This window comes from Streptomyces sp. NPDC028928 (assembly GCF_055564915.1).
On the sequence record NZ_JBVHVI010000008.1, the window covers coordinates 360,892 to 372,870 of the forward strand.

The following is an 11,979-nucleotide window of genomic DNA, read 5'->3' on the forward strand; positions in this document are numbered from 1 at the left end:
CCGCTCAGCCGCCCTGCTCGTCCGGCTCGGTGTCGGGGGAGGCGCCCTCCTCCAGGAGACGTTCGGCGATGTCGTCGGACCAGTGCTGGGCCCAGGCGCGCAGGGCGGCGACGGCGGCCTCGTCCAGGCCGTAGCGGAGGAAGTCCCGGTCGGCGTAGAAGTCGGTGCCGGTCAGGCGGGACTGGAGGGTGGGCAGGTCGAACGGGTCGTGGGCGTGCCGGCGGCCCAGTTCCTCCAGGTCGGGCAGGGAGAACCGGGCCGCGCAGGCCTGCGCGTCGATGAGGTCGACGGCCGCACCCCGGTCGTACAGGGCCCGGATCTTCGTGCCGACGGCGTCCGCCAGGGAGAGCGCCGGGCCGTACGCCGTGAGTTCCGGCGACTGCCAGAACGCCTCCTTGTGCAGCGCGAGCGCGCACTCCTCCCCGCTCGGCGGGTCCGTCACCGTCAGCTGCGCGGTGAGCGTGGTCACCGCGCCGGTCCGCACCCGCCGTCCCCGCGCCTCCAGGGCCGCGGCGACGGCACCGGCGATGTGCTCCACGGTCTCGCCGCTCTCGGTGGCGAGGTCGACGTTGGCGTGCGGGCGGCGGAGCAGTCCGTGGGCTTCGAGGGCGTAGCCGCCGGCCAGCACCAGGCCGTGCGGGCCGCCCGCCGGGACGACGTCCGCGAGGAGCCGGTGATGGGGTTCGGGGATGTCCACGGGAAGATTTTTCCGCGCGGACGGCAACTTCCGCCCGTGCCGCGCCCACTGAGGAGTCGTAAGGCATGTTCGACAGACCCTTAAGGACTCCTCCGTGGCAGCTCCCTCCCACCGCCGGTCCCTCCGCAAGCGGCGCACCCTCGCCGTGTCCGCCGCCGTCGTGGCCGCGGGTGTCGGCGTCGGGGTGTTCGTGATGAGCGCGAACGCCGACCCCGTCGACCTGTACCACCAGACCCTCGCCGCCAAGGACGGCTGGGCCGCCTCCGGCACGGGGACCACCGGCGGCGCGAAGGCCGACTCCGCGCACACCTTCACCGTCTCCACCCGGGCCCAGCTGGTGAAGGCGCTGGGCTCGGCCTCCGACACCACGCCCCGGATCATCAAGGTCAAGGGCACGATCGACGCCAACACCGACGACAGCGGCAAGAAGCTGACCTGCGCCGACTACGCCTCCGGCACCGGCTACTCGCTGTCGGCCTACCTCAAGGCCTACGACCCCGCCACCTACGGCCGCTCCAAGCTGCCCTCCGGCTCCCTGGAGAAGGCCCGCGCCGCCGCCCAGGAGAAGCAGGCGAAGAACGTCGTCTTCAAGGTGCCGGCCAACACCACGATCGTGGGCGTGCCCGGCAGCAACGCCGGGATCACCGGCGGCATGCTCCAGATCCAGAGCGTGGACAACGTCATCGTCCGCAACCTGACCTTCTCCGCCACCGAGGACTGCTTCCCGCAGTGGGACCCGACCGACGGCGACGACGGCAACTGGAACTCGAACTACGACTCGGTCACCCTGCGCGGCGCCACCCACGTCTGGGCGGACCACAACACGTTCACCGACGCACCCCACTTCGACAAGGTGAACCCGAAGTACTTCGGCCGCGAGTACCAGATCCACGACGGGGCCCTGGACATCACCAAGGGCTCCGACCTGGTGACCGTCGAGCGCAACCAGTTCACCGACCACGACAAGACCATGCTGATCGGCAGCAGCGACAAGGACAGCACCGGCAAGCTGCGCGTCTCGATCCACCACAACGTGTGGAAGGGCATCGTCCAGCGCGCCCCGCTGGCCCGCATCGGCCAGATCCACATCTACAACAACGTGTACGACACGACGACCGTCGACGGCTACGCGCCCCTGTACAGCATCAACTCCCGTGCCAAGGCCCAGGTCGTCGCCCAGGCCAACTCCTGGACGGTGCCGTCCGGCGGCAAGGTCGCCAAGCTGCTCAGCGGCGACGGCACCGGCTCGGTCGCGGGCAGCGGCAACCTGGTCAACGGCACGGTCACCGACCTGGTCGCCGCGTACAACGCCGCGAGCTCCAAGAAGATCAAGACGACCGTGAACTGGACGCCGACGCTCACCGCCGGCCTCCAGACGTCGGCGAAGAACCTGCCGGCGGAGCTGGCGAACACCACCGGCGCCGGTGTGCTGAAGTAGCCCGGACCGTATGCGAGAGGGCGCCGAGCCATCCGACTCGGCGCCCTCTGGCGCGGGTCGGACCCCGGTCAGCCTTCCTCGCCGCCGAAGCGCTCCTTGTACGTCGCCAGGTCCTCGTCCGTCAGCTTGGCGAACAGGACCGGCGGGACCGTGAACGGGGTGCCGGCCGGCACGGACGCCAGGGCCTTCGCCTCGTCGCGGCTCACCCAGGTGGCGGTGTCGTCGGCCAGGGAGAACGCCTCACGCATCGTCTTCGCGGTCGCCGGGATGAACGGCTCGGAGACCACCGCGTACAGGTGGATGAGGTTCATCGCCGTACGCAGGGTGAGGGCCGCGCCCTCCTTGTTCGTCTTGATCTCCAGCCAGGGGGCCTTCTCCTCCAGGTAGGAGTTGCCGGCCGACCACAGGGCACGCAGGGCCGCGGCGGCCTTGCGGAACTGGAGCGCCTCCATGTGCTCCTCGTACTCCGCGAGCAGGCGGGCGATCTCCTCGCCGAGCCGTGCCTCCGCCTCGCCGGGCTCGCCGCCGGCCGGGACGTCGTCGCCGAAGCGCTTGCGGGAGAAGGACAGCACGCGGTTGACGAAGTTGCCGAGGGTGTCGGCCAGGTCCTTGTTCACCGTCGCGGTGAAGTGCTCCCAGGTGAAGGACGAGTCGTCCGACTCGGGGGCGTTGGCGATCAGGAAGTAGCGCCAGTAGTCGGCGGGCAGGATGTCCAGGGCCTGGTCCGTGAAGACGCCCCGCTTCTGCGAGGTGGAGAACTTGCCGCCGTAGTACGTCAGCCAGTTGAACGCCTTGACGTAGTCGACCTTCTTCCACGGTTCGCGCACGCCCAGCTCGGTGGCCGGGAACATGACGGTGTGGAAGGGGACGTTGTCCTTGGCCATGAACTCGGTGTAGCGGACGGTGTCGTCCGCCTCGTACCACCACGACTTCCAGTCGCGGTTCTCCGGGTCCTGGTCGGCCCACTCCTTCGTCGCGCCGATGTACTCGATCGGGGCGTCGAACCAGACGTAGAAGACCTTGCCCTCGGCCGCCAGCTCCGGCCAGGTGTCCGCCGGGACCGGGACGCCCCAGTCCAGGTCCCGGGTGATCGCCCGGTCGTGCAGGCCCTCGGTCAGCCACTTGCGGGCGATGGAGGAGGCCAGCTGCGGCCAGTCCGCCTCGTGCCGGGCGACCCACGCCTCGACCTCGTGCTGCAGCTTCGACTGCAGGAGGAAGAGGTGCTTGGTCTCGCGGACCTCCAGGTTCGTGGCGCCGGAGATCGCGGAGCGGGGGTTGATCAGGTCGGTCGGGTCCAGGACGCGGGTGCAGTTCTCGCACTGGTCGCCGCGGGCCTTGTCGTAGCCGCAGTGGGGGCAGGTGCCCTCGACATAGCGGTCCGGCAGGAAGCGGCCGTCGGTGGGCGAGTAGACCTGGCGGATCGCGCGCTCTTCGATGAAGCCGTTCTCGTTCAGCTTGCGGGCGAAGTGCTGCGTGATCTCGCGGTTCTCCGGGCTGGAGCTGCGGCCGAAGTAGTCGAAGGCCAGCGCGAAGCCGTCGTAGACCGCCTTCTGGGCGTCGTGCGCCTGCGCGCAGAACTCGGCGACCGGGAGGCCCTGCTCCTTGGCGGCCAGCTCGGCGGGGGTGCCGTGCTCGTCGGTCGCGCAGATGTACAGGACGTCGTGGCCGCGCTGGCGGAGGTACCGGGAGTACACGTCCGCCGGGAGCATGGACCCCACCATGTTGCCCAGGTGCTTGATCCCGTTGATGTACGGAAGGGCGCTGGTGATGAGGTGTCGAGCCATCGGGGGCTGCTCCCAGGTCGCTATGTGTACGAACCTTGAAATCGTAGCCGACGTGTGTATGCCGCCCGCTTCCCGTTTTGCGGGGTGAGAAGCGGGCGGCACGGGATCACGGGCGCCACTGGGCCAGGATGCCCTGGTACAGCTCGGTGTCCGTCAGCTCGCGGGGGGTCGGGCCCGCGTGGAAGAAGGACGTGGTGTCGGTCTTCAGTTTGCGGAGGTAGTCGAAGGCCTTGTTGTCGTGCTCGCCGAAGGCGACGAAGGAGAAGAAGACCGCGGGGTGGGTGTCTGCCGCCGCGGTCAGGGCCTGGGTCGCCGGGGTCTTCGCGTCCGGGGCGCCGTCGGTCTGGAACACGACCAGGGCCGGGGTGCCGGGGGTGTTCTTGTCGTAGTGCGCGAGTACGGCCTCCACGGCGGCGTGGTAGCTGGTACGGCCCATGCGGCCGAGGCCGGCGTGCACGTCGTCGATCTTCGTCTCGTGGTCCGCGGTGAGGGTGAGGTCGGTGGTGCCGTCGACCTCCGTGGAGAAGAAGACGACGTGGACCGTGGCCTCGGGGTCGAGGTGGGCGGCGAGGGCGAGGGTCTGGTCGGCGAGGGCCTGGGCGGAGCCGTCCTTGTAGTACGGGCGCATGCTCGCGGAGCGGTCGAGGACGAGGTAGACCTTGGCGCGGGTGCCGGTCAGGTTCGTCTTCTTCAGGGCGGCTGTGGCGGCCTTGTAGGCGGTGGTGAGGGCGGGGGTGCGCGACTTCACCTTGGCGAGCGGGAGGGCGGGGTGCGGCTTGCCCACCGCGGTTGCCTGCGGCGCCTCGGGGTGCGGGGCCGCCTCGGCTTCGCCTTCGGCGTCCGTGTTCCCACCCGCACCGGTTGCCTGCGGCGCCTCAGTGTGCGGGACCGCCTCGGCTTCGCCTTCGGCGTCCGTGTTCCCACCCGCACCACCCGTGCGGGTTTCGTTGTCGACTGCGGGTGGCCCCAGTGGGGCGTCCCCGCCGTCGGCGGCCTGCGGGGCCGTTTCTGCCGGTGGGGCAGGCTCGGGTGCCGTCTCCGCAGCCGGGCCGGGTGCCTCCGTACCGACCGGCTCCGGTTCCACCGCCGCGTCGGCCTCCGGCATGACCGGCTCGGAAGCCGTCTCGGTCTCGGCCGGTGCCTCGTCGGCCGTCGGCTCGGCCTCGGGCGCCGTTTCCTCGGGCCGGGGCGGAGCCGCTGCCTCCGTGGCCTCCGCCGTGACCTCCGCCTCCTCGGGGTTCGGTTCGGCCTTGGCCGGAGCCGTGCTCTCGGGAGCCGGGTCGGGGGTCTGGACCTTGGTGAAGGCCGCTGTCACCAGTTCGTGTTCGGCCGAGGGGGACTGGCGGGGTTCGGGTACCGAGGTGGTGGGGGTCTGCGGCTCGGGGGTCTGGGTCGCACCCTCCGGCTCGGTGGCTCGGGACTTACGTGAGCGGCCGAATGCGTTCCGCAGGAGAGTGAGAATGCCCATGTGCGCAACCCTTCGCATGAGGTTGTAACCGTCGATCGCTGGCCAGGACGGACACGTAAGGTTAGCGGCCCCGCGTTGCCGGACCGCGTCAGTGCGGGGATGTGATGGCCCGGGCGGCCGCGACCTCCTGGCGGAGGGGTTCCAGGACGCTGCCCGAGGGGCCCGTGAGGTCGGTGCGGACGGCTGTCAGCGTCTCCGCGCTCCGTACGCCCTCGGACAGCTCGCGCAGTTGCAGCGCCACCTGGGAGATCTCGCCGGTGGACGGCGGCGCGGCCCCGTGCCGGACGCGGACGCGGGCCGCCGTCGTGGCGTCCACGATGCGTTCCACGGCGACGACCAGCGGCCACCACGCCGCGGCGCGCCGGCCGGTCGGCGGTGGTTCGGTCAGGGCCCGCTGGAATTCGGTGCGGATGACGGACAGGTCGCGGTAGAGGCGGCGGCGCATGCGGGCCCGGGCAGCCGGTTCCGTGGACGGGCCGAAGGCCGCCTCCACGTAGGCCGCGGTGTCGGCCACCGCGTCGGCCAGGCGGTCGCCGACCCGGGTGTGCCAGCTCTCCGGCCACAGGAGGTAGCCGGCGATCAGGGCGATCGCGCAGCCCAGCAGGGAGTCGTTCAGCCGGGGGAGCAGGAGTGCCGTGCCCTGGTGGTTGAGGACGTCGGAGAGGAGGAGGATCACCGGGGTGATCGCCATGGTCTGGTAGCCGTAGCCGCGGGGGGTCAGGGCCGGGATCAGGGGGGCCAGGAGGAAGAGGGCGGGGACGTCCCACCAGCCCAGGGGGACCTCGGCCAGGACCACCGCCGCGACCACCAGGCCGGCCACCGTGCCGAGCGCGCGCAGCAGGGCGCGGGAGAAGACCGAGCCGAAGTCGGGCTTGAGGACGAAGGTGATGGTCAGGGCGACCCAGTAGGAGCGCGGGACGGGGATCAGGGAGACCAGGGCCTGGGCGATGCCGATGCAGACCGCCAGACGGACGCCGTAGCGCCACGAGTTGGCGGACAGGACGACGTTGCGGGCGGCGCGGGCCGTGCGGATGCCGAGGGCGGCCGGCCGGCCCAGGCGGTCGTCGACGCCCCGGGGGTCCACGTCGGGGGCGGTGACGACCTCGGCCGTGTGCCGCAGGGCGTGGTCCACCGCCCGCGCCGTCTCCGTGGTGGGCAGGGGGAGGTTCAGGGGTGGCGGCGGGGTTCCGTTCCCCTCCACCGCGCCGGCCAGCTGGTGGAGGGCCTCCGGGATCCGGGCCGGGAGCGGGCGGGCGGCCAGGTGGGCCGCGGGGGCCGCCTCGATCACCGGGGTGATCGCGTTCAACTGGGCGAGCAGGCGGGTGAGTTCGCGGCTGCGGCCGTGGTGGCGGGCGCGCCGGGCCAGGATCAGGTCGTACGACTCGTTGAGGGACTGGGTGACGGCGCGGCGGGCCTCCTCGTACTGCTCGGTGCGGTCGGTGCCGGCGACGGCGAGGAGGGCGGCGACCGTGCGGTAGGTGGCGGCGACCGCCGTCCGTTCGGGGACGCCCGCGCGCAGCGGCCAGGCCAGCAGGGCCAGCAGCAGGACCAGGAGGCCGCCGCCGGTCATCAGGGCGGGGGCCAGCCACCACGGGGAGGGGAGCGGGAGGCCCGCCCCGACCACGCAGTTCAACAGCAGCAGCAGGCCGGAGACCGAGGCCACCGCGCCGATCGTCGAGATCATCCCGGAGAGCAGGGCGACGCCGGTGACCGCCACCACCGCGTACCAGCCGTGGCCGTACACCAGCGTGCCCAGGGTCACGCCGACCGCGCCGAAGAGCTGGGGGACGGCGATGTTGAGGATGCGCATGCGGTAGGCGTCGGCGGTGTCGCCGATGACACCGGACAGGGCGCCCATGGAGGCGAGGGCGCCGTAGGCCGGGCGGCCGGCGGCGAGGCCGAGCGCCAGGGGGAGGGCCATGCCGAGGGCGGCGCGGGCGACGGCGGCCCAGTTGACGGGTGCCTGCTGGGGCTTGAGGTTCCGGACCAGCCAGTCGGGAGGGGTGAGGCCGATGGGGAACTCTCGGGGCATGCGCCCATTATGGGTTGTTCGGCCGTATTCGGGTCACGAGGCTGTGACCGCCGGCGCCCCGTTCAGGTTCGTCCGTGCAGCGTCAGGTCCACGAGCAGGGCCCGGTGGTCGCTGCCGGACACGCGCAGGAAGCGGGCGCCGGTCGCGGTGAAGTCCCGGGAGACCAGGACGTGGTCGATCTGGGCGCCGATGACGGAGGCGGTGCGCGACGGCCAGCTCGGGGTGCGGTCGTGGCCGGCGAGGCGGGCCGCGTCGGTCAGGCCGGTGTCGAGGATGTGCCGGAAGGCCGCGTGGTCCTGGGAGGCGTTGAAGTCGCCGGCGAGGATCGTGGGGGTCCGGGCGGAGGTGGCCGCGAAGGCGCGCAGTCGGGCCAGTTCGCGGCGCCAGAGGCCGACCTGGTCCGGCAGCGGGGGCATGGGGTGGGCGAGCTGGAGGCGTACGGCGTGGCCGCCTACGTCGGCGACGGCCCCGGGCATGCCCATCGTGCCGGGGACGCCCGGGGCCGGGGCCAGCGGGTGGCGGCTGAGGATGAGCGAGCCCTTGGAGCCGTCCTCCTCGACGGCCCGGCGGTGCGGGTAGTCGGCCGCGAAGTCGCCTTCCAGGGTGGCCCGGCAGCCGGACTCGCACTCCTGCACGAAGACCACGTCGGGGTGCCGGTCGCGGATGACCGGGACCAGGGCGGGGGTGCCGCGCCCGAACTCGACGTTCGCGGTCAGTACGCGGAGCCGGGCGAGTTGCGGGCCGTCGGGTTCGCGGGTCGTGCCGTACGGCTCCAGGTACCAGGCGAGCAGGCCGAGGACGGCGACGCCCCAGACCAGGCCGGTCCACCAGCGGGCGAACAGCGCGCACAGCAGGGCGAGGCCGGCCGGCGCGAGCAGCCAGGGGAGGAAGGCGAGGAACTGGGGCACGGGGGTGATGCCGTCGGTGTCGGCGACCCGGCAGCCGACGACCACGCTCACCCCGGCGAGCAGCAGCCCGGCACACCAGGCGCCGAGCCTGCGTCCGGGGCGCTGGGTCACGGGAGCGAGCCTACGATCGCCCGGGCCGGCGGCGCCAGGAGGTCACCCGGCGCCCCGGCGGACGGAGCGGCGCTCAGCGCTTGGTGGTGCTGTTGAACAGCGAGCGCGACCAGATGTAGCCGACCAGGGTGATGCCGGCGCACCAGGCGAGGGAGATCCAGCCGTTGTTCCCGATCGCCGAGCCGGAGAGCAGGCCGCGCAGGGTCTCGGTCATCGGCGTGAAGGGCTGGTTCTCGGCGAACCAGCGCAGGCCGGGCGACATGGAGCCGGCCGGGACGAACGCCGAGCCGAGGAACGGCAGGAACTGGATCAGCAGCGGCTTGTTGCTCGCGGACTCGACGGTCTTGGAGATCAGGCCGAGCGCCACCGACAGCCAGGTCACCGCGAAGGCGATGGCCGCGAGGAGACCGGCCGCCGCCAGCCACTCCAGCGGGGTCGCCCCGGAGCGGAAACCGACGGCGAGCGCGACGCCCACGACCGGGACCATGCACACCATCGTCTGGACGACGCTGCCGATGACATGCCCCGTCATGAACGACGACCGCGTGATGTTCATGGTGCGGAAGCGGTTGATGATGCCCTCGGTCATGTCGGAGCAGACCGCGATCGAGGTCGACATCGAACCGGCGGCCACGCCCATGATGATGACGCCGGGCGTCAGGTACTCCAGGTAGGCGTCCCGGCCGCCGCCCATGCCGGCGCCGATCGAGTCGCCGAAGGCGTACACGAACAGCAGCAGCATCAGGATCGGCATCATGGCGCTGCCGAGCCCCACGGACGGATAGCGGATCGCGTGCTTCAGGTTGCGCCGGAGCATCGTCATCGAGTCGTGCACGGCGTAGGCGAGGCTGCTCATCGCTGGGTCTCCTTGACGTGAAGCGCGGAGTCGGCGGTTCCCTCGCCGGTCAGGGCGAGGAACACGTCGTCGAGGTCGGGGGTGTGCACGGAGAGGTCGGCGGCCTGGATGCCGGCGGCGTCGAGCCGGTCGAGCAGGCCGCGCAGCGCGTCGAGGCCGCCGTCGCCCGCCACGCGCAGGGCGAGGTTCTCGTCGTCCCGGGCCGCGCCGGGGAAGACGGCCGCCGCGCGCTCGTAGGCGGCGGACTCGGTGAACCGCAGCCGTACGTGGCTGCCGGGGATCCGCGCCTTCAGCTCGTCGGCGGTGCCCTCGGCGACGATCCGGCCGCCGTCGAGCACGGCGATCCGGTCGGCCAACTGGTCGGCCTCCTCCAGGTACTGGGTGGTGAGGAAGACGGTGGTGCCGCCCGCGACCAGGGTGCGCACGGTCTCCCACATGGTGCGGCGGCTGCGCGGGTCCAGCCCGGTCGTCGGCTCGTCCAGGAAGATCACCTGGGGGTCGCCGACCAGGGTCATGGCGATGTCGAGCCGGCGCCGCATCCCGCCGGAGAAGGCCGCGGCGCGCTGGTCCGCGACGTCCGCGATGCCGAACCGCTCCAGCAACTCCCGGGCGCGGGACCTGCCTTCGCGCTTGCCCAGCCGCAGCAGGTCGGCCATGAGGAGCAGGTTCTCCTCGGCGGTGAGCAGGTCGTCCAGGGCGGCGAACTGCCCGGTGACACCGATCGCGGCGCGTACACCGTCGGGTGAGGTGGCGACGTCGTGCCCGGCCACCTGGGCCTGTCCGCCGTCGGCGGCGATGAGCGTGGACAGGATCTGCACGGTGGTGGTCTTGCCGGCGCCGTTCGGGCCGAGCAGCGCGAACACGGACCCGGCCGGGATGCGCAGATCGATGCCGTCGAGCACGGCCTTGTCGCCGTACGACTTGCGCAGGCCGACGACGGAGACGGCGGCGGGCGGCTGCGCACCGGCCTGCCTTGATGTAGACATGACAGAAGAAGGCATGGGCCCTCCCGTTCGAAGGCTGGAGTGGGCGGGGAAGCGGGTGGAGAAGAGGGGGGAGGGGGCGCTCAGGGCCGGGGGCGGCGGATGTCGATGTTGCCGTACCGGGTGCGGGCGCGGATCTTGACGGTGTCCTCGGTCTGCTCCGGGCCCTCGGACGCGGTGAGCGAGTTGCGCACCTGGCCGGAGTCCGAGCTGACGTCGAGCCAGGCGGCCGTGCCCTCGCGGACACCGACCTCGATGGCGCCGTAGGAGGTCTCCAACTGGACGGCCCCGCGGGCCACTTCACCCACCCGCAGGGTGCCGTGGGCGGTGGTGGCGGTGACCGAGTCCTCGGCGCGCCGGATCTCGATGTCCCCGTTGGCGCCGCTCACCCGCAGCTCGCCGGTCGCGGCGCCGACGGTCGTGGTGCCGTGCGAGTTCTTCAGGACGGCGGGGCCGTCGAGGAGGCCGACGCGCAGGCTGCCGGAGCTGGTGGTGATCTCGGCCATGCCCTCGACCCGGTCCACGGTGATCGTGCCGTGCGACGCGGTCAGCGTCGCCGGGCCGGTCGTGTCGAAGCGGACGTCGCCGGCCGAGGTCTTCACGCGGACCTCGCCGAGCCGGCCCTCGCCGAGCACCTGGGTCCAGGCGCCGTTCGCGTCGACGTGCGAGCCCGTGGGCAGTTCGATCGTCACGTCGACCACGCCGGTGCGGCCGAAGAGATTCGGCTTGGGCGTCCGGACGGTCAGGGCGCCGTTCGCGTACGTCACCTCGGTCTGGTCGGCCGCCCGCACGTCCAGGTCCTTCTTCGGGTTGCGGGGCCGCACCTCCACGACGGTGTCGGTGCGGTCGCCCGCGGTGAACTGGAGGGAACCGGCGTCCACGCGCGCCGTCACCGAGATCGCTTCGGGAGTGTCGAAAGAAGGCATGGCTGTCCCGTCCTCTTGGCTCGTCAGGGCGTCCCCGCTGGTGGGACGTGGTGTGGGTGAAGTGGTGCGGGTTGCTGTGGTGTGTGCGGGCGCGGGCGCGGTCAGCGCACCCAGCCCGTGAAGCTCTGTCCGACGCTCTGGGTCTTCTCCGCCGTACGCGGCCGGGTGCCGCCCTCGACCGCGGCCGACACGGCGCGCACCAGCCAGGCGTTGACCGACAGGCCCTCGCGGGCCGCGGCCTCCTCGGCGCGGGCCTTGAGGTGGGCCGGCAGGCGCAGGTTCACGCGGGCCGTGCCGCCCTCGTCGCCCTCGGCCGGGGCCGGGGCCCGGAACGGCTCGACGGGCGCGGCGGCCGCCTCGCCGGAGGCGCCGGCGGGCGGCGGGGTCACCACGAAGTCGGGGTCCAGGCCGCGCAGCCGTACGTCGACCGAGCCGGGGGCGAGTTCGCGGGTGATCTCGTCCATCGCGGCGGAGAGCACGTTGAGCAGGGTCAGTCGGGTCGCCGACTCCAGCGGAGCGGTGAGCCGCTCGGCCAGCTCGCGGGCGTCTTCGCCGCCGGCTTCGGCGGCCACCGCGAGTTCGCGGCGGAGGGTGTCGACATACGGCGTGAGGTCCATGACGCCATCATGGCACCATCATGGTGCCAAGCGCAAGCCTCAATGGTGTCGCGCCTGGGGGTTGTGGGAGTGCAGCCCATCTGACCTGCGGAAACGCTCGGTGGCACCGGATGGCGCCAAGCGATGCCAGGTGGCGTCAAGCGGCGCCAGGTGGTGCCA

At 72.2% G+C, this 11,979-nt stretch carries 10 protein-coding genes; 1 reads left to right on the forward strand and 9 read right to left on the reverse strand.

What is annotated here, in order from left to right; translation table 11 throughout:
* Nucleotides 1–4: 4 nt before the first annotated feature.
* Nucleotides 5–697, reverse strand: coding sequence for a hypothetical protein (locus tag ACZ4U1_RS21500; protein ID WP_467905194.1), 693 nt, complete (start codon nucleotides 695–697; stop codon nucleotides 5–7).
* Nucleotides 698–791: 94 nt separating this feature from the next.
* On the opposite strand from ACZ4U1_RS21500, the gene ACZ4U1_RS21505 reads away from it, so the two are divergent.
* Nucleotides 792–2,135 (forward strand): pectate lyase family protein, encoded by a 1,344-nt coding sequence (locus ACZ4U1_RS21505; RefSeq protein ID WP_467905195.1) that lies wholly within the window; start codon nucleotides 792–794, stop codon nucleotides 2,133–2,135.
* Nucleotides 2,136–2,203: 68 nt separating this feature from the next.
* Here the strand turns inward: ACZ4U1_RS21505 and metG are convergent, their stop codons facing one another.
* The 8 genes from metG to ACZ4U1_RS21545 all read right to left on the reverse strand — a co-directional run bounded on the left by metG (nucleotide 2,204) and on the right by ACZ4U1_RS21545 (nucleotide 11,820).
* Nucleotides 2,204–3,919, reverse strand: a complete 1,716-nt coding sequence (gene metG / locus ACZ4U1_RS21510; RefSeq protein ID WP_467905196.1) for a methionine--tRNA ligase — start codon at nucleotides 3,917–3,919, stop codon at nucleotides 2,204–2,206.
* A gap of 106 nt (nucleotides 3,920–4,025) precedes the next feature.
* Nucleotides 4,026–5,387, reverse strand: a complete 1,362-nt coding sequence (locus ACZ4U1_RS21515; protein WP_467905198.1) for a VWA domain-containing protein — start codon at nucleotides 5,385–5,387, stop codon at nucleotides 4,026–4,028.
* 88 nt (nucleotides 5,388–5,475) lie between these two features.
* On the reverse strand, nucleotides 5,476–7,419 hold the full coding sequence (locus ACZ4U1_RS21520) for an FUSC family protein (protein WP_467905201.1): 1,944 nt from the start codon (nucleotides 7,417–7,419) through the stop codon (nucleotides 5,476–5,478).
* A 62-nt stretch (nucleotides 7,420–7,481) separates the two neighbouring features.
* Nucleotides 7,482–8,438, reverse strand: coding sequence for an endonuclease/exonuclease/phosphatase family protein (locus ACZ4U1_RS21525; protein ID WP_467905203.1), 957 nt, complete (start codon nucleotides 8,436–8,438; stop codon nucleotides 7,482–7,484).
* Between the two features lie 73 nt (nucleotides 8,439–8,511).
* A complete protein-coding gene (locus tag ACZ4U1_RS21530; RefSeq protein ID WP_467905205.1) occupies nucleotides 8,512–9,294 on the reverse strand; it encodes an ABC transporter permease in 783 nt (260 codons plus the stop codon).
* On the reverse strand, nucleotides 9,291–10,280 hold the full coding sequence (locus ACZ4U1_RS21535) for an ATP-binding cassette domain-containing protein (RefSeq protein ID WP_467905206.1): 990 nt from the start codon (nucleotides 10,278–10,280) through the stop codon (nucleotides 9,291–9,293). Before ACZ4U1_RS21535 ends, ACZ4U1_RS21530 begins: the two co-directional genes overlap by 4 nt.
* Before the next feature lie 80 nt (nucleotides 10,281–10,360).
* Nucleotides 10,361–11,203 (reverse strand): DUF4097 family beta strand repeat-containing protein, encoded by an 843-nt coding sequence (locus ACZ4U1_RS21540; protein WP_467905208.1) that lies wholly within the window; start codon nucleotides 11,201–11,203, stop codon nucleotides 10,361–10,363.
* A gap of 101 nt (nucleotides 11,204–11,304) precedes the next feature.
* Nucleotides 11,305–11,820: a toxin-antitoxin system HicB family antitoxin gene (locus ACZ4U1_RS21545; RefSeq protein WP_467905210.1), complete on the reverse strand. Its 516-nt coding sequence runs from the start codon at nucleotides 11,818–11,820 to the stop codon at nucleotides 11,305–11,307.
* Nucleotides 11,821–11,979 lie beyond the last annotated feature (159 nt).